This window comes from Streptomyces ficellus (genome assembly GCF_030406405.1).
Taxonomy (GTDB): Bacteria; Actinomycetota; Actinomycetes; order Streptomycetales; family Streptomycetaceae; genus Streptomyces; species Streptomyces ficellus_B.
The window spans coordinates 23,210-45,918 of record NZ_JAUEPL010000014.1 but is presented as its reverse complement, the minus strand read 5'-3'; the positions used below and the strand labels follow the sequence as shown (position 1 = coordinate 45,918).

Here is a 22,709-nt window from a genome sequence, read left to right as displayed (position 1 = left end):
TCACCTCAGAGCTTGATCTCGATGTCGACGCCGGCCGGCAGGTCGAGACGCATGAGCGAGTCAACCGTCTTCGGCGTGGGGTCGAGGATGTCGATGAGGCGCTTGTGCGTGCGCATCTCGAAGTGCTCGCGCGAGTCCTTGTACTTGTGCGGCGACTTGATGACGCAGTACACGTTCTTCTCAGTGGGCAGCGGCACCGGGCCCGCGACCGACGCACCAGTGCGCGTCACCGTCTCGACGATCTTCTTCGCCGAGGAGTCGATGACCTCGTGGTCGTAGGCCTTGAGCCGGATGCGGATCTTCTGTCCCGCCATGGCTACTCAGTAGTCCTGTCTCTCGTAACGCTCTGGAACCTGGTGGGCCGCGCCTCCTGGCTCCCGTGGAAGCCACTTAGGAAGAACCGCCCCTCCTCCGACCCACGCGGTCGGGCGTGTCGCACTCCCTCTACGAAGATCTCCCGGAGGATTTCCCAACCAAGGGGGTGCGGCCCTGAAGACCGCAGGCCGGGGGCGGAACACCCACCGGGTGCCTGGCCGGCGCCCCGCCCACGCTTCCCGAAAGATTCCCGTACGTCCGCCCCTGATCAGGGGCGACGAGTACTGTGGGACTCGCTTCCGGTCCTCCCGGCGGGAGGCGCGCAGCATCGGCACTCAACCGAGCAACCCCGACAGTCTGCCATACGGGGCAGAGGGGACGCCAATCGAGCCGAAGAGATTACCCCGCGGCCTATCCGTGTCAAACCACGGCACGCGGCGCCCACGACCGAAGGCCACCCTCCCGTGCCTGCCCGGAGCGCCTTCCCCACCCCGGCCGGCCGGCGGGCACCACCACCCGCCGATGCGTCCGACATCACACGACTTGGCCGCCGATGTGGGGTCGGCAGACCCCGGGTCGGGCCGTAGGACCGGGCCCTCGGGCCGGCTGGCGGTGCCGCACTCCCTCGGATGACACCGTGAACAACGTGACCTCCACCCCGTACTCCTTCGTCGTCTCCGTGAACAACCCGGTTCCGGCATCCGACCCACGGCCACTGCACCTGCCGCCCGACGCCGAGACGGCCTCGACGATCCGGCTGACGACCGCCCGTCGTCGCGAGGACACTCCGCAGGCCCGGGTCTTCACCCCGCGCACCGTGCAGCGCTGGAGCCGCCAGGCACCCGTGCCCTTCTGGATCGACAACGGACGGGACGGCAGTCCGTCCTGCTCCGTCCGCCCCGCCGCCCCGGACGCCTATGACGTGCACGCGCCCGACGGCACACCACTGGCCCGGATCACCCGCCGCACCGGCCGGTTGCTGCCCTGGCCCCGCCGCGTCCAGTGGTCCGCACAGTGCATCAGCCCGCCACGGACCGTCACGGGCAGGTCTGGCACCTGGTACGCGTGGCTCATCTACGGGGTGACCGCCCCGGTCTGGTTCCTCGCCGCGCTCGGCGTAGCGGTGTACTCGTTCTTCGCGGGCGAGCCCGACGACGACACCATCGCAAGACCGACCCGAACCCGCTGGCGCACACCCGGCGCCGGCACCGTGCTCGACTACCGGGGCGTCAACAAGATCTACCGCTTCGACCCCCAGCGCCTGGATGCCCGCGTCGCCTACGCGCTTGCGGTCCTCCACACATGGGAACGCGAACGCTGACTTCCGGGTGACATAGGGACCCGGGCGGTCCGGCTCGGAGGAGCCGGTGACGCGCGGGGGCGAAGAACGCGATCGCGCTGGGCGGCCAGCCGGGCCAGAGTGGGGACGTGCGTACGAGCGAGGAGGTCTACCACCGGGTCCTGTGGGATCCCCGGTTCGATCCCGCCCGGTTCGTGGTGGGCGTCCGCCTGCGGGAGGGCGACCCGGGGCGGGTGCCGCTGGCCGAGTTCGTACCGGGCGGCGACATCCCGTGGCACCGGGTGCTGTTCTTCGAGGCGGACGGGGAGGTGGTCTGGGACCGCACGACGGGCGTGGACCGGCTCGACGTGAGCGATGCCGGGCGGGTGCGGGCCCTCGATGTACGGCCCACGCCCCGGACGGCGGTGGCGTGGCTGCCGCCCGATGAGCTGTGGCCGCCGATCCAGGCCATCCGCCGGGACCACGACCCGCAGATCCACCGCTGGCCGCCGCACGTGAACCTGCTCTTCGGCTTCGTACCGGAGGAGGACTTCGGGCGGGCGGCGCCACTGCTGGCCTCGGCGGCGGCCGGCATGGAGCCGTTCGAGGCGCGCCTGGCCGGGATCCACACCTTTCGCCACCGCGAGGGCTCCACGGTCTGGCTGGACCCTGCGGCGGCCGACGACCGGCCGTGGGCGGAGCTGCGGACCGCCCTGGAACGCCGCTTCCCCTCCTGCCTGGGCCACCACAAGGGCTTCACCCCACACCTGAGCCTGGGCCGGACCCGGCACCCCCATACCGTCACCGCCGAGTGCGCCGAGCGGCTGGGCCCGTGGGGGCCGCTCACCGCCCGGGTGGCCGAGCTGGTGGTGCTCTCCCGGCGCGGTGACGAGCCGATGCGGGTCCGGGCGACGGTCACCCTCGGCACCGGCGAGGTTCGGTGGGTGGCCGTCTAGGCGCGGGACGCGTACGTGAGGAAGCCGGCCCAGGCGGCGGGGGCGCCTTCCCCGCACGCAGTCAGCGTCGGGTAGCCCGATCGAGTGACGCACATGCGATTGGCACATGCCAAGCTCACTCGCTCCCTACGGTCTGCCCCATGGTCAGTTCTCCGCACGAGGCGATGCACCGCATCTTCCAGGAGTACCCGGAGCTCTTCTCCGGGGTCTCGGAGGTGCTGGGTGTCCCCTTCTCCCGGCCCGCATCGGTCACGATCCTGCCGACCGACCTCACCGAAGCCCGCCCGCTCGAACGTCGCGTGGACACGCTGCTGCGTTTCGACACGGAGGAAGACGGCTCGTTCCTGCTCGCGGTCGAAGCCCAGGGAAAGAAGGACCCCGCCAAACTCGCGAGCTGGGCGTACTACCTCACCTACCTGCACGCCAAGTACCGACAACCACCCGTGCTGCTTGTCGTATGCCAGGACAGGGCTACGGCGGAGTGGGCCTCATGCCCCGTCCACATCGGTCCCCCGCAGTGGGTCTCTCTCACGCTCCGCCCCCTCGTCGCCGGGCCGCACAACATGCCGGTGATCACCAACACGGCTGAGGCGCGCAAAGACCTGGCACTGTCGACCCTGGCCGCGATCACACACGCTGACAATCCGGCTGTCGCTGCCATACTGAAGGCAGTCTCCGGAGCCCTGCGTGAAACACCCGAAGAGCTCGCCCACCCCCTCGCCGAACTCATCGCACAAGGCCTGGCCAGGCGCCCGGCCGCACAACTGTGGAGGCATCTGATGGCCGTCGACCTGTCGTTCTACAAGTCGCCCCTCTCGGAAGAGATCCGGGACGAAGGCCGTGCGAGGGGTCGCGCCGAGGACATTCTGATCGTCCTGGAGCAGCGCGGCATCGACGTGCCGGACGAGGCCCGCGAGCGCATCACCGGCTGCGGCGACCCCGAACTCCTGCGCCACTGGCTCGCCCGTGCCGTCACCGCCCCGTCCGCCGAAGAGATCTTCGCGGACGAGTAGCCCCGGCCCGCCGAGGCAGCGAGCGCGAGACCGAGGCCGAGACCGAGATCGAGAAGGGATCGGCACCACCGTGTCCCTGGGTCGGCCATGTGCACGCACCAGCTGAAGTGACCCCGCGCTGAACAGCGCGCTCCCTCCGGGCAACCCTGCTCGCGGATTTTCCGTCTAGATGATCGCGACACGCGGGATGGATTGCGGGCGGGGGAGCAGTACACGTGGACCACATACGGGGGGCGGGGCTGCGCCCTGCCGCGGTACGGCGGCGGGGGTTCATCGCCTCCGCCGCGGGCGTGGCTCTGGCGGCGCTCGCCGGCTGTTCGGTGCCCGCGCCGCGGCGGGGCGGGCCCACGGCGGACCCCGCGCCGGGGATCCCGATCACCAGCTCGCGGCGCGCGCAGCTGATGCAGATCGTGGCGCATCCGGACGACGACCTGTACTTCATGAACCCGGACAGCCAGCGGATGGTGCACGCCGGTGTGCCGCTGGTGTCGATATACGTCACCGCCGGCGAGCACGACGGCAAGAACCACATACCCGGCCGCAGGAACATCCCCGCCGACAAGGCGGCCTACTCCTCCGCCCGGCACCAGGGGCTTCGCCAGGCGTACGCGACGATGCTCGGGCTGGAGACGTTCACCAGCTGGCAGAAGGGCGTCATCACCCTCCGCGGGGACCGCCGTGCCGAGATCAACACCCTCACCCACGGCAACCGCCGCGTCGAGCTGGTCTTCCTCAACCTGTCCATGCACGCCCCCCGCCGCTGGATGGCCCTGCCCAGCCTGTGGAAGGACCGGGCGCTGGGGCTGCGGACCGTGGTGGCCGACGACTCCCCCGTACGCAAGGCCGACACGTACGACTACGACTCCCTCCTCGACGTACTCGTCGGGCTCATGGAGCAGTACCGGCCGACCGTCATCCACACGCTGGACCCGGACCCGGACATCCAGCACAGCGACGAAGCCACCCGTAAGAGGGACTCCGAGCAGCGCGGCTACTCGGACCACGCCGACCACACCGCCGTGGCCTGCTTCAGCTGGGCCGCGATGGTCCGCTGGGTGGCCGACGCGACCAGGGACGGGGGATCCATACCGGCCTTCGTGGCGACGTCCTTCCGGGGCTACTACAACCGGCACTGGCCCAAGAACCTCCCCGGGCCCGTCCTCAAGGAGAAGGCCGCGCATCTCGTTCCGTACGGCGGCGATCCCTCCTGGCGGTGCGGCAACAGCGGCGGCTGCGGCGACTACAACGTCGGCGGCACGCGCCCGCTCACCAACAAGAAGGGGTGGGTCAGAGCGACTCACTACCGCTATCCGGGCGCCGGGCCCGTCGTGGCCACCGAGCCGGACGGGCGGCTCGCGGTGTACGGGGTGCTGGGCCTGCGAGCCGTGCGCTGGCGCGAGACGGAACCCGGCAGCGGGCAGTGGGGCGAGCCGGGCGACCTGGGCGGCGGGCCGCTGGCGCCCGGGCTCGGCGGGGTGACGCTGAAGGACGGCCGGCAGTTGCTGTTCGGGCTGCGGTTCGCGGCGCTGGGCGGGCACGGCGGGCCGAACAAGCGGGAGGTCGTGCTGCTGGAACAGCGCTCGGCGGGCGGGCCGTTCCTGGCGTGGACCGGGCTCGGCAACCCGGAGTACGGCGACGACCGGGGGCGGCGGCTCGGCGTCCCGGTGGCGGTCACCGACAACGACGGCCGCGTCCACCTCTTCGTACGCAACGCGGGCAAGGGCGTCAGCGCCCGGGTGCGGCAGCCCGACGGAACGTGGGAGCCGTGGCGCGACCTGGGCGGGGCCGAGGTCCAGGACGGGCTGTCGGCCGCGGTGGACGGCACCGGCCGGGTGCACCTGTTCGCGGCCGGGCGCGAGCGCGTCCACCACTGGGCGCAGGACGCGCCGGGCGGCCCGGTCGCCTTCCGCGCGGACGGCGGCCTGCCGGTCTCGGGCGGCCCCGTGGCGGTCACCGTCACGCGCGACGGCGGCCTGGAGCTGTACTACCGCGCGCCCACCCGCAAGGAGCTGACAGCCGTACGCCTCGACGGCGCCGCCCCCTCCACGGTCTCCCTCGACGGGTACGGGCCCGTGTCCGCGGCTCCGGGCCCGGTCCTCCTCGGCAAGGACCTGCGCGGGCGCGTCCAGATCCGCACCGCCGCAGGGCGCCTGGCCACCCGTACCCACGGCGCCGTCGCCCTGGAGTCGGCGGCCCTCCACGCACACGCACGGCACGGCGTCCTCGCCATAGGGCTGGGCGCGGACGCCCACCCGTGGACGTGGGTCCCCGAGCCCCGTACCGAAGGCTGACACCGGGCAACGCCGAAGGGCCCCGCACCTTCCGATGCGGGGCCCTTCTTGCAGCTCTGCGAGCTACCAGGTCAAACCGTCGAGGACTTACTTGACGATCTTGGTGACCTGGCCGGCGCCGACGGTCCGGCCACCCTCACGGATGGCGAACTTGAGGCCCTCCTCCATGGCGACGGGCTGGATGAGCTCCACCTTCATCTCGGTGTTGTCACCCGGCATGACCATCTCGGTGCCCTCGGGGAGGGTCACGACGCCGGTCACGTCCGTCGTACGGAAGTAGAACTGCGGGCGGTAGTTGTTGAAGAACGGCGTGTGGCGGCCACCCTCGTCCTTGGAGAGGATGTAGGCCTGCGCCTCGAACTCGGTGTGCGGCGTGACCGAGCCCGGCTTGATGATGACCTGGCCGCGCTCGACGTCCTCGCGCTTGATGCCGCGGAGGAGCAGACCGACGTTCTCACCGGCCTGGCCCTCGTCGAGCAGCTTGCGGAACATCTCGATGCCGGTGACCGTGGTGGTGGTCTTCTCCGGCTTGATGCCCACGATGTCGACGGTCTCGTTGACCTTCAGGACACCGCGCTCGATACGGCCGGTGACGACCGTACCGCGACCGGTGATCGTGAAGACGTCCTCGATCGGCATGAGGAACGGCTTGTCGACGTCGCGCTCCGGCTGCGGGATGGCCTCGTCGACGGCGTTCATCAGGTTGAGGACCGACTCGGCCCAGACCGGGTCGCCCTCGAGCGCCTTGAGCGCCGAGACCTTGACGACCGGGACGTCGTCGCCCGGGAACTCGTACTCGGAGAGGAGCTCACGCACCTCGAGCTCGACGAGCTCCAGGATCTCCTCGTCGTCGACCATGTCGGCCTTGTTCAGGGCGACCACGATGTACGGAACGCCGACCTGGCGGGCCAGGAGCACGTGCTCCTTGGTCTGCGGCATCGGGCCGTCGGTGGCGGCGACCACGAGAATGGCGCCGTCCATCTGGGCCGCACCGGTGATCATGTTCTTGATGTAGTCCGCGTGACCCGGGCAGTCGACGTGCGCGTAGTGACGCGACTCCGTCTGGTACTCGACGTGCGCGATCGAGATGGTGATACCGCGCTGACGCTCCTCAGGAGCCTTGTCGATCTGGTCGAAGGCCGAAGCCTCGTTCAGGTCCGGGTACTTGTCGTGCAGCACCTTGGTAATGGCGGCCGTGAGGGTCGTCTTACCGTGGTCGATGTGACCGATGGTGCCGATGTTGACGTGCGGCTTAGTCCGCTCGAACTTCGCCTTCGCCACTGGGGTCCTCCTGTGGAGTGGTTCTGTACGCCTTACTCATCGGCGCCAGGTGATCTTTGCTGGGGTGCCATCCGCCGGGGCCCGGTCCTCGGGTTGGGGCTCGGGCCCCGGTGATGGTGTCAAGCCTAAAGCGTGAACTCGGGTGAGTTACTCGCCCTTGGCCTTCGCGATGATCTCCTCGGCGACGTTCCGCGGAACCTCGGCGTAGGAGTCGAACTGCATCGAGTAGCTTGCGCGACCCGAGGTCTTGCTGCGGAGGTCGCCGACGTAGCCGAACATCTCCGAGAGCGGCACCAGGCCCTTGACGACCCGGGCGCCTGCCCTCTCCTCCATGGCCTGGATCTGGCCACGGCGGGAGTTGATGTCACCGATGACATCGCCCATGTAGTCCTCGGGCGTGGTGACCTCGACGGCCATCATCGGCTCCAGGAGCACCGGGGACGCCTTGCGCGCGGCCTCCTTGAAGGCCTGCGAACCGGCGATCTTGAAGGCGAGCTCGGAGGAGTCGACCTCGTGGTAGGCACCGTCGAGAAGCGTGACGCGAACGCCCGTCATCTCGTAGCCCGCGAGGATGCCGAACTGCATGGCCTCCTGGCAGCCGGCGTCCACGGAAGGAATGTATTCCTTCGGGATGCGGCCACCGGTGACCTTGTTGACGAACTCGTACGAGGCGTCGCCGCCCTCGATCGGCTCGACCGCGATCTGCACCTTGGCGAACTGACCGGTACCACCGGTCTGCTTCTTGTGGGTGTAGTCCACGCGCTCGACGGCCTTGCGGATCGTCTCACGGTACGCGACCTGCGGCTTACCGACGTTGGCCTCGACCTTGAACTCGCGCTTCATACGGTCCACGAGGACCTCGAGGTGAAGCTCGCCCATACCGCCGATGACGGTCTGGCCGGTCTCCTCGTTGGTGTGCACCTGGAAGGAGGGGTCCTCCTCCGCGAGACGCTGGATGGCGACACCCAGCTTCTCCTGGTCACCCTTGGACTTGGGCTCGATGGCGACCTCGATGACCGGCGCCGGGAAGTCCATGGACTCCAGGATCACCGGCTTCTTCTCGTCGCACAGCGTCTCACCGGTCGTGGTCTGCTTCAGACCCATGACGGCGATGATGTCGCCGGCGCCCACCGACTCGATCTCCTCACGCTTGTTCGCGTGCATGCGGTAGATCTTGCCGATGCGCTCCTTCTTGCCCTTGACCGAGTTCAGCACCGAGGTGCCGGACTCCAGGCGACCGGAGTAGATCCGGACGAAGGTGAGCTTGCCGAGGTGCGGGTCGCTCATGATCTTGAACGCCAGCGCCGACAGCGGCTCGTCGTCGGACGGCTTGCGCTTGACGACGACCTCGGGGTCCTTGACGTCGTGGCCCTCGATGGCCTCGATGTCGACCGGCGAGGGCAGGTAGCGCACGACCGCGTCGAGCAGGGGCTGGACGCCCTTGTTCTTGAACGCGGTGCCGCAGAACACCGGGGTGACCGTGGTGTCCTTGGACTTGCCGGAAGCGATCGTGATGCGGCGGATCGCCGCGTACAGCTGCTCCTCGGAAGGCTCCTGGCCCTCCAGGTACAGCTCCATGATCTCTTCGTCGTTCTCGGCGACCGTCTCGAGCAGCTTGCCGCGCCACTCGTCGGCGGCCTCGGTGTGCGTGGCCGGGATGTCGACGATGTCGTACATCTCGCCCTTGGCGGCCTCGGCGGACCAGACGAGGGCCTTCATACGAACGAGGTCGATGACGCCCTTGAAGTCGGCCTCGGCACCGATCGGCAGCTGCATCACGATCGGCGTCGCGCCCAGGCGGTCGCTGATCATGTCGACACAGCGGTGGAACTCGGCGCCGGTGCGGTCGAGCTTGTTGACGAAGCAGATACGCGGAACGCCGTAGCGGTCCGCCTGACGCCACACGGTCTCGGACTGCGGCTCAACGCCGGCGACGCCGTCGAACACCGTCACCGCACCGTCGAGCACGCGGAGCGAACGCTCCACCTCGACGGTGAAGTCGACGTGGCCCGGGGTGTCGATGATGTTGATGGTGTGGTCAACGTCTTCCAGCGGCCAGTGGCAGGTCGTCGCGGCAGACGTGATCGTGATGCCGCGCTCCTGCTCCTGCTCCATCCAGTCCATCGTGGCAGCGCCGTCGTGGACTTCACCGATCTTGTACGAAACGCCGGTGTAGAACAGGATCCGCTCGGTGGTGGTCGTCTTGCCCGCGTCGATGTGAGCCATGATCCCGATGTTGCGGACCTTGGCCAGGTCAAGCGAAGTGGTAGCCATAAGGCTTCAGTCTTCTCTCGGTCTCTCGATGTGGGTTGCGACTACCAGCGGTAGTGCGCGAAGGCCTTGTTGGACTCGGCCATCTTGTGCGTGTCCTCACGCTTCTTGACCGAAGCACCGAGGCCGTTGGAGGCGTCGAGGAGCTCGTTCATGAGGCGCTCGGTCATGGTCTTCTCGCGGCGGGCGCGGGAGTAACCGACCAGCCAGCGCAGCGCGAGCGTGGAGGCGCGGCCGGGCTTGACCTCGATCGGCACCTGGTAGGTGGCGCCACCGACGCGGCGGGACTTGACCTCGAGGGACGGCTTGACGTTCTCGAGGGCGCGCTTCAGCGTGATGACCGGGTCGTTGCCGGTCTTCTCGCGGAGGCCTTCCATGGCGCCGTAGACGATCCGCTCGGCGGTGGAGCGCTTGCCGTTGAGCAGGATCTTGTTGATCAGCGAGGTCACCAGAGGAGAACCGTAAACCGGGTCGATGATGACCGGGCGCTTCGGGGCGGGGCCCTTACGAGGCATTCTTACTTCTCCTTCTTGGCGCCGTAGCGGCTGCGGGCCTGCTTGCGGTTCTTGACACCCTGGGTGTCGAGCGAGCCGCGGATGATCTTGTAGCGAACACCCGGCAGGTCCTTCACACGGCCACCACGCACGAGCACGATGGAGTGCTCCTGCAGGTTGTGTCCCTCACCCGGAATGTAAGCCGTGACCTCGATCCCGCTGGTCAGACGCACACGCGCGACCTTGCGGAGGGCCGAGTTCGGCTTCTTCGGGGTGGTCGTGAACACACGCGTGCAGACGCCGCGGCGCTGAGGGGAACCCTCGAGTGCGGGCGTCTTGTTCTTCTCGACCTTGTCCTGCCGGCCCTTCCGGACCAGCTGCTGGATCGTAGGCACTACTTCTCCGGTTTCTGTGTGCCGTGTAGTAAAGCTAACCTGGAACGTCGCCGACCCACGCGGTCGGGTGTGTCGAATACTGCGGCCCCCCGCCCAGAGGCGGAAACGAGCGCAGATTGCGGTGGCCGATGCTCGACTCGCCATGCGGTTGCAGACACGCACAGGAGCCCAGGCACACCCCAGGCACAAGGTCTGAGCGTACCTACCGTATGGACCTGGGTCAAAACAAATGACCATGCCCCCGGCCAGGCCCCGGCCGCCCGCGTCCGAGCCCACCCCTAGGCGGCCGCTTTCGTCACCGAGCGTGACCTCGGCGCCGGCTGTGGCGGCGGTGCCGGACCTGCCAGGGACCGCCCCAGCGCCGAGGAGAAGGCGCCAGCCCGGCCGGCGGAGCGGGCGCTCACCCGCTGACCGTCCCGGCGGCGTACGACAACACCAAGGGCTAGGAGCAGGCACTCGGCTGGGTTCCCGAAGAGTTGGGATCCCAACCCCCCGTCGCGGTGGTTCCGCGTACGGACACGGTCGCGTATATGACCGGCACGGAGGAAGGCTACGCGGTCCAGGCCCGGCGGGCGTCGACCGGTGCGGTCCTATGGACGGGCAAGGCGTGGAGTCCCCCGCTGTCCATGGCCGAGGCCGACGTGGGCGACTACGGCCGCAAGGTCGCCGAGATCCCCGGTGTGACGGCGGTACGCCAGGCTGGACGCGAGTACATCGTCGCCTGGGGACACGGAGTTGAGGGTAAGAGCGAGATCGCCAAGGGCCGGGAGGTCGTACGGCTCGCCATCCACCGGGCAGAAACGTCCGGCACCGGTGTCGCCCCCCTGCGTAAGGTATCCGTCCCGGTGACGTCCTACGGCACCCTCACGGTCACGGACGGCGGTGCGGGGCTCCTCCTCATCCGCTGGCACGGCGATTCGGGGTACGGAGCAGCGTGGGTGGACATGGCCAGCGGAAAGGTCACCGGATGCGGCGACGAGTGCGACGAGGCCCAGCCGGTGACGATGACAGCCCAGGGCCTCCAGGGGCGGGAGAAACGGCACGGTGGAGCCGTGACCGACGGCCGTCTGCAGGCCCAGTGGGAGGCCCGGCCCGGCGAGCAGGCGGAGCACACCCGCTCGGTGCACGCTGATGGAGCGGGTGATCCGTCAGGAGGTCGACCCCTGGTGACGCCATGGAAAGTGGAGCCCCGCCCCTATCTCTTATCTCTCCAGGATCAGATGGCGTCGGCCTCCGCCGCCCCGGCCATGCCCTCTCCGATAGCCGAGGCTGCCCAGCTACGAGCCGGCCCGAACGCCGGCCGCGCGGCCGCGCGCCCCGCCGCCGCACAAGCACCGGTAGGGGGGCCGCCGGGGGCGGTACGGCCGCAGCTACCGTCTCAGAATCGGCCAATGGCCCCCCGTCCCGCCGGCCCCGGCCGCTGACGGGGCGGAACGGCGGAACACCAAGCACGGGAACGCCGAAGGGCGGCCACCCCGTACGAAACGGGGTGGCCGCCCTTCGGTCAGCAACTACTACTGGTTGTACGGACCGTAGTCGTAGTCCTCCAGCGGAACGGCCTGGCCGGAGCCGGTGCCGAACGGCGAGTAGTCGATGTCGTCGTAGCCGACGGCCGAGTACATCGCGGCCTTGGCCTCCTCGGTCGGCTCGACCCGGATGTTGCGGTAGCGGGACAGGCCCGTACCGGCCGGGATGAGCTTACCGATGATGACGTTCTCCTTGAGGCCGATCAGGGAGTCGGACTTGGCGTTGATCGCCGCGTCCGTCAGAACCCTGGTCGTCTCCTGGAAGGACGCCGCCGACAGCCACGACTCGGTGGCGAGCGAGGCCTTGGTGATACCCATCAGCTGCGGACGGCCGGAGGCGGGGTGACCGCCCTCGGTGACCACACGACGGTTCTCGGACTCGAACTTCGACCGCTCGACGAGCTCGCCCGGCAGCAGCTCCGCGTCGCCGGACTCGATGATCGTCACACGGCGCAGCATCTGCCGGATGATGATCTCGATGTGCTTGTCGTGGATCGACACGCCCTGCGAGTTGTAGACCTTCTGGACCTCGCCGACCAGGTGGACCTGGACGGCCCGCTGGCCAAGGATGCGCAGCACGTCGTGCGGGTTGGTGGCACCCGCGGTGAGCTTCTGGCCCACCTCGACGTGGTCGCCCTCGTGCACCAGGACCTTGGCGCGCTTCGAGATCGGGTAGGCCGTCTCGTCGCTGCCGTCGTCCGGGGTGACGACGATCTTCTTGGTCTTCTCGGTCTCCTCGATACGGACGCGGCCGGCCGCCTCCGAGATCGGGGCGACACCCTTGGGCGTACGAGCCTCGAAGAGCTCGACGACACGGGGCAGACCCTGGGTGATGTCGTCACCGGCCACACCACCGGTGTGGAAGGTACGCATGGTCAGCTGCGTGCCGGGCTCACCGATGGACTGGGCGGCGATGATGCCGACCGCCTCACCGATGTCGACCAGCTTGCCGGTGGCCAGCGAACGGCCGTAGCAGTACGCACAGGTGCCGACCGCCGACTCACAGGTCAGGACCGAGCGGGTCTTGACCTCCTCGACGCCCGCGTTGACCAGGGCGTCGATGAGGACGTCACCCAGGTCGACGTTGGCCGGCGCGATGACCTTGCCGTCCACGACGACGTCCTCGGCGAGCATCCGCGCGTACACGGACGTCTCGACGTCGTCCGCCTTGCGCAGCACGCCGTCCTCGCCGCGCTCGGCGATCCGCAGCTTCAGACCGCGCTCGGTGCCGCAGTCCTCCTCGCGGATGATCACGTCCTGCGAGACGTCCACCAGACGACGGGTCAGGTAACCCGAGTCGGCGGTACGCAGGGCGGTGTCCGCCAGACCCTTACGGGCACCGTGCGTGGAGATGAAGTACTCCAGCACGGACAGACCCTCACGGAACGACGCCTTGATCGGACGCGGGATCGTCTCGTTCTTGGCGTTCGACACCAGACCACGCATACCCGCGATCTGACGCATCTGCATCATGTTTCCGCGAGCACCCGAGTTCACCATCATGAAGATCGGGTTGGTCTTCGGGAAGTTGTCGTTCATCGCCTCGGCGACCTCGTTGGTCGCCTTGGTCCAGATCGCGATGAGCTCCTGCGTGCGCTCGTCCTTGGTGATCAGACCGCGCTCGTACTGCTTCTGGACCTTCTCGTCCTGCGCCTCGTACGCCTTGACGATCTCCTTCTTCGCCTCGGGAACGACGACGTCGGAGATGGCGACGGTGACACCGGAACGGGTCGCCCAGTAGAAGCCGGCCGCCTTCAGGTTGTCGAGCGTCGCCGCCACGATGACCTTGGGGTAGCGCTCGGCGAGGTCGTTGACGATCTCGGAGAGCTGCTTCTTGCCCACCGAGTAGTCGACGAACGGGTAGTCCTCGGGCAGCAGCTCGTTGAAGAGCGCACGGCCCAGGGTCGTCCGCAGACGGAACGAGTCGCCCTGCTGCCACGCCCCTGCCCCGACGGAGTCGTCACTCTCCTCCTCGACCGGCGGGGTCCAGCCACGCGGCGGGACGGTGCCGATCGGGAAGCGGATGTCGACCTTCGCCTGGAGCGAGAGCTCGCCCCGGTCGAACGCCATGATCGCTTCGGCGGTGGAGTTGAAGGCGCGGCCCTCGCCCTTGACCTCGCGCTCCTCCTCGTCCGTGGTGAGGAAGAAGAGGCCCAGCACCATGTCCTGGGTCGGCATGGTGACCGGACGGCCGTCGGCCGGCTTGAGGATGTTGTTCGAGGACAGCATCAGGATGCGGGCCTCGGCCTGCGCCTCCGCGGACAGCGGCAGGTGCACGGCCATCTGGTCACCGTCGAAGTCCGCGTTGAACGCGGTGCAGACGAGCGGGTGGATCTGGATGGCCTTGCCCTCGACCAGCTGCGGCTCGAAGGCCTGGATACCGAGGCGGTGCAGCGTGGGCGCACGGTTCAGCAGCACCGGGTGCTCGGCGATGACCTCTTCGAGGACGTCGTACACCACGGTGCGGCCGCGCTCGACCATGCGCTTGGCCGACTTGATGTTCTGCGCGTGGTTCAGGTCGACCAGGCGCTTCATCACGAACGGCTTGAACAGCTCCAGCGCCATGGCCTTGGGCAGACCGCACTGGTGCAGCTTCAGCTGCGGGCCGACGACGATCACGGAACGCGCCGAGTAGTCGACTCGCTTACCGAGCAGGTTCTGACGGAAGCGACCCTGCTTGCCCTTCAGCATGTCGCTGAGGGACTTCAGCGGGCGGTTACCGGGACCGGTGACCGGGCGACCACGGCGGCCGTTGTCGAACAGCGCGTCGACGGCCTCCTGCAGCATCCGCTTCTCGTTGTTCACGATGATCTCGGGGGCACCGAGGTCAAGGAGACGCTTGAGGCGGTTGTTGCGGTTGATGACACGGCGGTACAGGTCGTTCAGGTCGGAGGTCGCGAAGCGGCCACCGTCCAGCTGCACCATCGGACGCAGGTCCGGCGGGATGACCGGCACGCAGTCCAGCACCATGCCCTTGGGGCTGTTGCTGGTCTGGAGGAACGCGGAGACGACCTTCAGGCGCTTGAGCGCACGGGTCTTCTTCTGTCCCTTGCCGGTACGGATGATCTCGCGGAGCTTCTCGGCCTCCTCCTCCAGGTCGAAGGACTCCAGGCGCTTCTGCAGCGCCGCGGCACCCATCGAACCGTCGAAGTACGTACCGAAGCGGTCGCGCAGCTCGCGGTAGAGCAGCTCGTCGCCCTCCAGGTCCTGGACCTTGAGGTTCTTGAAGCGGTTCCACACCTCGTCGAGACGGTCGATCTCGCGCTGGGCGCGGTCGCGCAGCTGCTTCATCTCGCGCTCGGCGCCCTCGCGGACCTTGCGGCGCACGTCGGCCTTGGCGCCCTCGGCCTCCAGCTCGGCCAGGTCGGTCTCGAGCTTCTTGGCGCGGGCCTCGAGGTCGGCGTCGCGGCGGTTCTCGATCTGCTGGCGCTCGACGGAGACGTGGGCCTCCAACGAGGGCAGGTCGCGCGTGCGGCGCTCCTCGTCGACGTACGTGATCATGTACGCCGCGAAGTAGATGACCTTCTCCAGGTCCTTCGGAGCGAGGTCCAGCAGGTAGCCAAGACGCGACGGAACGCCCTTGAAGTACCAGATGTGGGTGACGGGAGCGGCCAGCTCGATGTGGCCCATCCGCTCACGGCGCACCTTGGCGCGGGTGACCTCGACGCCACACCGCTCACAGATGATGCCCTTGAAGCGGACACGCTTGTACTTGCCGCAGTAGCACTCCCAGTCCCGGGTCGGACCGAAGATCTTCTCGCAGAAGAGTCCGTCCTTCTCGGGCTTCAGGGTGCGGTAGTTGATGGTCTCCGGCTTCTTGACCTCGCCGTGGGACCACTGACGGATGTCGTCCGCGGTGGCCAGGCCGATCCGCAGCTCGTCGAAGAAGTTGACGTCGAGCACTATGCGTCAATCCCTCTCAGGGTTTGAGTCTCAATCATGGTCTGTACGGGTCCGGGGCAGGGCCGGGGCCTCACGAGGAGGCCCCGACCAGACCCGTCAGACCTCTTCGACGCTGCTCGGCTCGCGCCGGGACAGGTCGATGCCAAGCTCTTCCGCAGCGCGGAAGACGTCCTCATCGGTGTCGCGCATCTCGATGGACATGCCGTCCGAGGACAGCACCTCCACGTTGAGGCACAGGGACTGCATCTCCTTGATGAGCACCTTGAAGGACTCCGGGATGCCGGGCTCCGGGATGTTCTCGCCCTTGACGATGGCCTCGTAGACCTTCACGCGGCCGGTGACGTCGTCGGACTTGATGGTCAGCAGCTCCTGGAGGGCGTAAGCGGCGCCGTACGCCTCCAGCGCCCACACCTCCATCTCACCGAAGCGCTGGCCACCGAACTGGGCCTTACCACCCAGCGGCTGCTGGGTGATCATCGAGTACGGGCCGGTCGACCGGGCGTGCAGCTTGTCGTCGACCAGGTGGTGGAGCTTGAGGATGTACATGTACCCGACCGAGATCGGGTCCGGGAACGGCTCGCCGGAGCGGCCGTCGAACAGGCGCGCCTTGCCGGTCGGGAGCACCATCCGGTCCCCGTCGCGGTTCGGGATGGTGTGCTGGAGCAGGCCGGCCAGCTCGTCCTCACGCGCACCGTCGAAGACGGGGGTGGCGACGTTGGTGCCGGGCTCCACCTTGTCGGCGCCGATCGCCTGGAGGCGCTGCGCCCACTCCTCCGCGAGGCCGGAGACGTCCCAGCCGCGGCTGGCGAGCCAGCCGAGGTGGATCTCCAGGACCTGTCCCGGGTTCATTCGGGACGGGACACCCAGCGGGTTGAGGATGATGTCGACCGGGGTGCCGTCCTCCAGGAACGGCATGTCCTCGATCGGCAGGATCTTGGAGATGACGCCCTTGTTGCCGTGGCGGCCGGCGAGCTTGTCACCGTCGGTGATCTTGCGCTTCTGCGCGACGTACACGCGCACCAGCTGGTTGACACCGGGGGGAAGCTCGTCGCCCTCCTCGCGGTCGAAGACGCGTACGCCGATGACCTTGCCGGTCTCGCCGTGCGGCACCTTCAGCGAGGTGTCACGGACCTCACGGGCCTTCTCACCGAAGATCGCGCGGAGCAGGCGCTCCTCCGGCGTCAGCTCGGTCTCACCCTTGGGCGTGACCTTGCCGACGAGGATGTCGCCGGCGACGACCTCGGCACCGATACGGATGATGCCGCGCTCGTCGAGGTCGGCGAGGACCTCCTCGGAGACGTTCGGGATGTCCCGGGTGATCTCCTCCGGGCCGAGCTTGGTGTCACGGGCGTCGACCTCGTGCTCCTCGATGTGGATCGAGGAGAGGACGTCGTCCTGCACGAGGCGCTGCGACAGGATGATCGCGTCCTCGTAGTTGTGGCCCTCCCACGGCATGAACGCGACCAGCAGGTTCTTGCCGAGCGCCATCTCACCGTTCTCGGTGGCCGGCCCGTCGGCGAGGACCTGGCCCTCGACGACCCGGTCACCCTCGGAGACGATGACCTTCTGGTTGACCGAGGTGCCCTGGTTGGAGCGGGAGAACTTGGCGACGCGGTACGTGGTGTACGTGCCGTCGTCGTTGGCGACGGTGACGTAGTCGGCCGAGACCTCCTGGATCACACCGTCCTTCTCCGCCTTGATGACGTCGCCGGCGTCGGTGGCACAGCGGTACTCCATGCCGGTACCGACCAGCGGCGCCTCCGCCTTGATGAGCGGAACGGCCTGGCGCATCATGTTCGCGCCCATGAGGGCACGGTTGGCGTCGTCGTGCTCCAGGAACGGGATCATGGCGGTCGCGACCGACACCATCTGGCGCGGCGAGACGTCCATGTAGTCCACGTCGTCGGGCGCGACGTAGTCGACCTCACCACCGCGGCGGCGGACCAGGACGCGGTTCTCGGCGAACCGGAGCTCCTCTGTCAGCGGCGCGTTGGCCTGGGCGATGACGAAGCGGTCCTCTTCGTCGGCGGTCAGGTAGTCGACGTCGTCGGTGACCTGGCCGTCGACGACCTTGCGGTACGGCGTCTCGACGAAACCGAACGCGTTGACGCGTCCGTACGAGGCGAGCGAACCGATCAGACCGATGTTCGGGCCTTCGGGGGTCTCGATCGGGCACATACGGCCGTAGTGAGACGGGTGCACGTCACGGACCTCGAAGCCGGCCCGCTCACGGGAGAGACCACCCGGGCCAAGAGCCGACAGGCGGCGCTTGTGGGTGAGACCCGACAGCGGGTTGTTCTGGTCCATGAACTGCGACAGCTGGCTGGTGCCGAAGAACTCCTTGATGGAGGCGACGACCGGCCGGATGTTGATCAGCGTCTGCGGCGTGATCGCCTCGACGTCCTGGGTCGTCATGCGCTCGCGCACGACGCGCTCCATCCTCGCCAGACCCGTACGGACCTGGTTCTGGATGAGCTCGCCGACGTTGCGCAGACGGCGGTTGCCGAAGTGGTCGATGTCGTCGGTCTCGACGACGATCTGGGAGCCGTTCTCGCCGACCGTCTCGGTCTCGCCCGCGTGGAGCTTCACCAGGTACTTGATGGTGGCGATGATGTCGTCGGTGGTCAGTACACCGGCGTCCAGCGGCTCGTCGGCGCCGAGCTTCTTGTTCACCTTGTAGCGGCCGACCTTGGCGAGGTCGTAGCGCTTGGGGTTGAAGTAGAGGTTCTCGAGCAGCGTCTGAGCGGCCTCACGCGTCGGCGGCTCGCCCGGACGCAGCTTGCGGTAGATGTCGAGCAGCGCGTCGTCCTGGCCCTGGGTGTGGTCCTTCTCCAGGGTGGCGCGCATGGACTCGTACTCGCCGAACTCCTGGAGGATCTGCTCGGTGGTCCAGCCGAGCGCCTTGAGGAGGACGGTCACGGACTGCTTGCGCTTGCGGTCGATGCGGACACCGACCATGTCGCGCTTGTCGATCTCCATCTCCAGCCAGGCACCCCGGGACGGGATGATCTTGGCGGAGAAGATGTCCTTGTCGGACGTCTTGTCGATGGAGGAGTCGAAGTAGACACCCGGCGAGCGGACGAGCTGCGACACCACGACACGCTCGGTGCCGTTGATGACGAAGGTGCCCTTGTTGGTCATGAGCGGGAAGTCGCCCATGAAGACCGTCTGGGACTTGATCTCGCCGGTCTCGTTGTTGGTGAACTCGGCCGTGACGAAGAGCGGCGCGGCGTACGTGAAGTCGCGCTCCTTGCACTCGTCGATCGAGTTCTTCGGGGGCTCGAAGCGGTGGTCGCGGAAGGTCAGCGACATCGACCCGGAAAAGTCCTCGATCGGCGAGATCTCCTCGAAGATCTCCTCCAGACCGGACTTGGTGGGGACGTCCTGTCCGGACTCCAGAGCCGCCTCGACACGAGCCTTCCACGCGGCGTTGCCGAGCAGCCAGTCAAAGCTCTCGGTCTGCAGCGCGAGGAGGTTCGGAACCTCGAGGGGCTCCTTGATCTTTGCAAAGGAGATGCGCAGCGGGGCGGTGCTTGCGCCGTTGTTCGTATTCGCGGTCGAGGCGTTGCGCGAGGCGGCCAAGAGGGGGTCCTTCCGAGGGCTCGGACTCACTACGCGCGTACCGGTCCCAAGCAGGACGCGGGGACGAAATCCCTTGTCGGGGCAGTCGTTCCACTGTGGTCTTGCGAGGGGATGCCCCTGGTGACGGGCAGAGGGCAGCTAACAGGCAGCGCAAAGGGTCAGTGTAGCCACTTGGCCCACTGATGTCCAGGGCGAGTAATTCGCGACCCTCGTTGTTCTCAACTCCGCGGCACCTCGCGCCTTAGCGCACATCGATACTGCCCGTTCCGCCGTCGATCCATGCCTCGGTTCCGGATCGTTGTGACGGCGCGTCCTGAGAATTGCGCGCGGCGTGCGGTTCGTCAAGGCCCCCAGCCACGTGGGGCGCACGGCGAAGATCACCATACTCCGCGTGGAGCACAGCGCAAGGCAGGCGTCGCGGCAACGCCGAAGGGCGACCACCCGGATGGGTGATCGCCCTTCGTGGCGCCCTGAGGCGCCGTGTGCGGGTCAGGAGACCCGCAGGGTGTTACTTGACCTCGACGGAGGCGCCGGCGGCCTTGAGGGACTCGGCAGCCTTCTCCGCGGCGTCCTTGGCGACCTTCTCGAGGACCGGCTTCGGGGTGCCGTCGACGAGGTCCTTGGCCTCCTTCAGACCCAGCGAGGTCAGCTCACGCACGACCTTGATGACCTGGATCTTCTTCTCGCCGGCGCCGGTGAGGATGACGTCGAACTCGTCCTGCTCCTCGGCGGCCTCGGCGGCCGGGGCACCCGGGCCCGCGACGCCGGCAACGGCGACCGGGGCGGCGGCGGTGACGTCGAACTTCTCCTCGAACGCCTTCACGAACTCGGAGAGCTCGATGAGGGTCATGCCCTCGAACTGCTCGAGCAGGTCTTCCTGAGACAGCTTCGCCATGATGGCGGTCCTTCCACTAAATCGGCTGGTGCCGGGTGTACATGTGAGGCGGGCGTACGTTGGGCCCGCTACGACCGTCGCCCTTGCGGGCCACGATCAATGCGCGAGCCGAATTACTCGGCACCGCCCTGCTCGGCCTGCTTGGCACGGAGCGCGTCCACGGTGCGGACGAGCTTCGACGGGAGCGCCTGGAAGAGCGCGGCAGCCTGGGACTGCTTGCCCTTCATGGCGCCCGCCAGCTTGGCGAGCAGAACCTCGCGGGACTCGAGGTCCGCAAGCTTCTTGATCTCATCGGCGGACAGCGCCTTGCCGTCAAGGACACCGCCCTTGATGATCAGGTTCGGGTTGTCCTTGGCGAAGTCACGAAGACCCTTCGCCGACTCCACCGGGTCACCGGTGATGAAGGCGACAGCCGTCGGACCAGCGAACTGGTCGTCCAGCGTCGTGATCCCGGCCTCGTTGGCCGCAATCTTGGTCAGCGTGTTCTTCACCACGGCGTACTGGGCGTTCTCACCGAGCGAACGGCGCAGCTGCTTGAGCTGTGCCACGGTGAGACCGCGGTACTCGGTCAGCACGGCGGCGTTCGAGCTGCGGAACTTGTCCGTCAGCTCGGCAACCGCAGCAGACTTGTCGGGCCTCGCCATGAGCCTCGGCCTCCTTCCGGGTGATTCGGACCGCATTGGCTGAAGGAAGGAGACTGGGCAAAACGGAACGCCCCGGCGCAGGCGCACGGGGCGTGAACTCGACCGGAATCTCTTCGTTCTCTTCCGGGAGTACATCCACAGTCACCTGCGCGGGTCGTCCGCAGCTAGCGGATCCTTCGGCCGCCGCGACTCTGACGAGCGCGGCAACGACCAGCGGTCTTTGGCTTCCGTGGAAGAGTACGCGAACGGTTCCCCGTCAAGCAAATCGGGCCACCCGGGTGATTCGGTACGACCCCCGGCCCGGTCCGTACCGCCCGGGACCAGGGCCGCTCTCGGGGCCTGGGGCAGGGCCTCGGGGCCTCCGGGCGGGGCCCTGGGCCTGGGGGCAGGGCCTTGGGAGCATGAAAAACCGGCCCCCGCCGCTCCGGAGAGCTGCGGGGGCCGGCTTGAAGCACGCGAGCGCCGCGGCTGCCGTCAGTGTCAGACGGCGGCCGGGTCCTCCTCGACGAGGAGGTTACGGGTGCGGTTGGCGTCCAGCGGGATGCCGGGGCCCATCGTGGTGCTCAGGGTCGCCTTCTTGATGTAGCGCCCCTTGGCGGCGGACGGCTTCAGACGGAGGATCTCGTCCAGCGCCGCCGCGTAGTTCTCGACCAGCTTCTTCTCGTCGAAGGAGACCTTGCCGATGATGAAGTGCAGGTTCGAGTGCTTGTCGACGCGGAACTCGATCTTGCCGCCCTTGATGTCGTTGACAGCCTTGGCGACATCCATGGTGACGGTGCCGGTCTTCGGGTTCGGCATCAGACCACGCGGGCCGAGGACGCGGCCGAGGCGGCCGACCTTGCCCATGAGGTCCGGGGTGGCGACGACCGCGTCGAACTCGTTCAGGCGGTTGCCCTTGGAGATCTCGTCGATCAGTTCGTCGGAGCCGACGATGTCGGCGCCCGCGGCTTCCGCGGCCGCAGCACGGTCACCGGTCGCGAAGACCAGGACCCGGGCGGTCTTACCGGTGCCGTGCGGAAGGTTCACGGTGCCACGGACCATCTGGTCGGCCTTGCGCGGGTCAACGCCCAGGCGGAAGGCGACCTCGACGGTGCCGTCGAACTTGGTGGCGGCGGTGTCCTTGGCGAGACGGACGGCCTCGAGGGGGGCGTAGTTGCGCTCCCGGTCGATCTTGGCGTCCGCGCCGCGGAGAGCCTTGCTGCGCTTCACTTCTTCTCCTGGTGGTTCAGGTGTGGAGGTGTGGTCCGGGCCAGCGCGTGGCCCTCCCACAGGTCGTACGGGGCTGATCAGCCCTCGACCGTGACGCCCATGGAACGGGCGGTGCCGGCGATGATCTTCTCGGCGGCGTCCAGGTCGTTGGCGTTCAGGTCGGGCATCTTGGTCGTGGCGATCTCGCGGACCTGGTCGCGCGTGAGCTTGGCGACCTTGGTCTTGTGCGGCTCGCCGGAGCCCTTGTCCACACCCGCGGCCTTGAGGATCAGCTTGGCGGCCGGCGGAGTCTTGGTGATGAAGGTGAAGGAACGGTCGTCGTAGACCGTGATCTCCACCGGCACGACCATGCCACGCTGCGACTCGGTCGCGGCGTTGTAGGCCTTGCAGAACTCCATGATGTTGACGCCGTGCTGACCGAGCGCGGGACCGACCGGCGGAGCCGGGTTGGCCGCACCGGCCTGGATCTGGAGCTTGATAAGCCCCGTGACCTTCTTCTTCTTGGGAGGCATTGCTCTCTCCGGGTCCTAGTGAGAGTTTTCCAGCCGCCGTCCGGATCATCCGGATGGAGGCATACCGCACAACGATAACGGGTATGGCTGCGCGGCCAAAAACCGAGCAGGTCAGAGCGGGCACGAAGCCCGGTCTGACCTGT

15 protein-coding genes and 1 pseudogene are annotated in these 22,709 nt (G+C 67.9%); 5 read left to right on the top strand and 11 right to left on the bottom strand.

Translation table 11 applies throughout. From position 1 onward, the window contains the following. Positions 1 to 5: 5 nt before the first annotated feature. Positions 6 to 314, bottom strand: coding sequence for a 30S ribosomal protein S10 (gene rpsJ, locus QWM81_RS12175; RefSeq protein WP_003948644.1), 309 nt, complete (start codon positions 312 to 314; stop codon positions 6 to 8). Positions 315 to 952: 638 nt separating this feature from the next. Between rpsJ and QWM81_RS12170 the strand changes: the two genes are divergently transcribed. The 4 genes and pseudogenes from QWM81_RS12170 (at position 953) to QWM81_RS12155 (ending at position 5,854) form a co-directional block, all read left to right on the top strand. Further along, complete coding sequence (locus QWM81_RS12170; RefSeq protein WP_290111851.1) at positions 953 to 1,636, top strand: hypothetical protein; 684 nt, start codon at positions 953 to 955, stop codon at positions 1,634 to 1,636. 107 nt (positions 1,637 to 1,743) lie between these two features. Next, a pseudogene (locus tag QWM81_RS12165) lies at positions 1,744 to 2,541 on the top strand (RNA repair domain-containing protein); the annotation flags it as partial. Between the two features lie 149 nt (positions 2,542 to 2,690). After that, positions 2,691 to 3,563, top strand: coding sequence for an RpnC/YadD family protein (locus QWM81_RS12160; protein ID WP_290111850.1), 873 nt, complete (start codon positions 2,691 to 2,693; stop codon positions 3,561 to 3,563). A gap of 215 nt (positions 3,564 to 3,778) precedes the next feature. Continuing rightward, a complete protein-coding gene (locus QWM81_RS12155) occupies positions 3,779 to 5,854 on the top strand; it encodes a PIG-L family deacetylase (protein WP_435372358.1) in 2,076 nt (691 codons plus the stop codon). 87 nt (positions 5,855 to 5,941) lie between these two features. Here QWM81_RS12155 and tuf read toward each other — a convergent pair whose 3' ends face one another. The 4 genes from tuf to rpsL all read right to left on the bottom strand — a co-directional run bounded on the left by tuf (position 5,942) and on the right by rpsL (position 10,295). Further along, positions 5,942 to 7,135 (bottom strand): elongation factor Tu, encoded by a 1,194-nt coding sequence (tuf, locus tag QWM81_RS12150; RefSeq protein WP_290111849.1) that lies wholly within the window; start codon positions 7,133 to 7,135, stop codon positions 5,942 to 5,944. Positions 7,136 to 7,282: 147 nt separating this feature from the next. Next, entirely contained in the window at positions 7,283 to 9,409 is a 2,127-nt protein-coding gene (gene fusA / locus QWM81_RS12145; RefSeq protein WP_290111848.1) for an elongation factor G, read from the bottom strand. 41 nt (positions 9,410 to 9,450) lie between these two features. Further along, positions 9,451 to 9,921: a 30S ribosomal protein S7 gene (gene rpsG / locus QWM81_RS12140; RefSeq protein ID WP_031076642.1), complete on the bottom strand. Its 471-nt coding sequence runs from the start codon at positions 9,919 to 9,921 to the stop codon at positions 9,451 to 9,453. A gap of 2 nt (positions 9,922 to 9,923) precedes the next feature. Beyond that, a complete protein-coding gene (gene rpsL, locus QWM81_RS12135; RefSeq protein WP_003948652.1) occupies positions 9,924 to 10,295 on the bottom strand; it encodes a 30S ribosomal protein S12 in 372 nt (123 codons plus the stop codon). Between the two features lie 530 nt (positions 10,296 to 10,825). Between rpsL and QWM81_RS12130 the strand changes: the two genes are divergently transcribed. After that, positions 10,826 to 11,719: a hypothetical protein gene (locus tag QWM81_RS12130; RefSeq protein WP_290111847.1), complete on the top strand. Its 894-nt coding sequence runs from the start codon at positions 10,826 to 10,828 to the stop codon at positions 11,717 to 11,719. 90 nt (positions 11,720 to 11,809) lie between these two features. Here QWM81_RS12130 and QWM81_RS12125 read toward each other — a convergent pair whose 3' ends face one another. The 6 genes from QWM81_RS12125 to rplK all read right to left on the bottom strand — a co-directional run bounded on the left by QWM81_RS12125 (position 11,810) and on the right by rplK (position 22,566). Beyond that, on the bottom strand, positions 11,810 to 15,724 hold the full coding sequence (locus QWM81_RS12125) for a DNA-directed RNA polymerase subunit beta' (RefSeq protein WP_290111846.1): 3,915 nt from the start codon (positions 15,722 to 15,724) through the stop codon (positions 11,810 to 11,812). A gap of 96 nt (positions 15,725 to 15,820) precedes the next feature. After that, entirely contained in the window at positions 15,821 to 19,306 is a 3,486-nt protein-coding gene (rpoB, locus tag QWM81_RS12120) for a DNA-directed RNA polymerase subunit beta (RefSeq protein WP_290111845.1), read from the bottom strand. Between the two features lie 508 nt (positions 19,307 to 19,814). Further along, positions 19,815 to 20,201, bottom strand: coding sequence for a 50S ribosomal protein L7/L12 (rplL, locus tag QWM81_RS12115; protein WP_290111844.1), 387 nt, complete (start codon positions 20,199 to 20,201; stop codon positions 19,815 to 19,817). A 113-nt stretch (positions 20,202 to 20,314) separates the two neighbouring features. Then, complete coding sequence (gene rplJ / locus QWM81_RS12110; protein WP_290111843.1) at positions 20,315 to 20,845, bottom strand: 50S ribosomal protein L10; 531 nt, start codon at positions 20,843 to 20,845, stop codon at positions 20,315 to 20,317. A 480-nt stretch (positions 20,846 to 21,325) separates the two neighbouring features. Beyond that, positions 21,326 to 22,054: a 50S ribosomal protein L1 gene (gene rplA, locus QWM81_RS12105; RefSeq protein WP_290111842.1), complete on the bottom strand. Its 729-nt coding sequence runs from the start codon at positions 22,052 to 22,054 to the stop codon at positions 21,326 to 21,328. A gap of 77 nt (positions 22,055 to 22,131) precedes the next feature. Then, the gene (gene rplK, locus QWM81_RS12100) at positions 22,132 to 22,566 is read right to left on the bottom strand and encodes a 50S ribosomal protein L11 (protein ID WP_290111841.1); all 435 of its coding nucleotides are present in this window, start codon (positions 22,564 to 22,566) and stop codon (positions 22,132 to 22,134) included. Positions 22,567 to 22,709 lie beyond the last annotated feature (143 nt).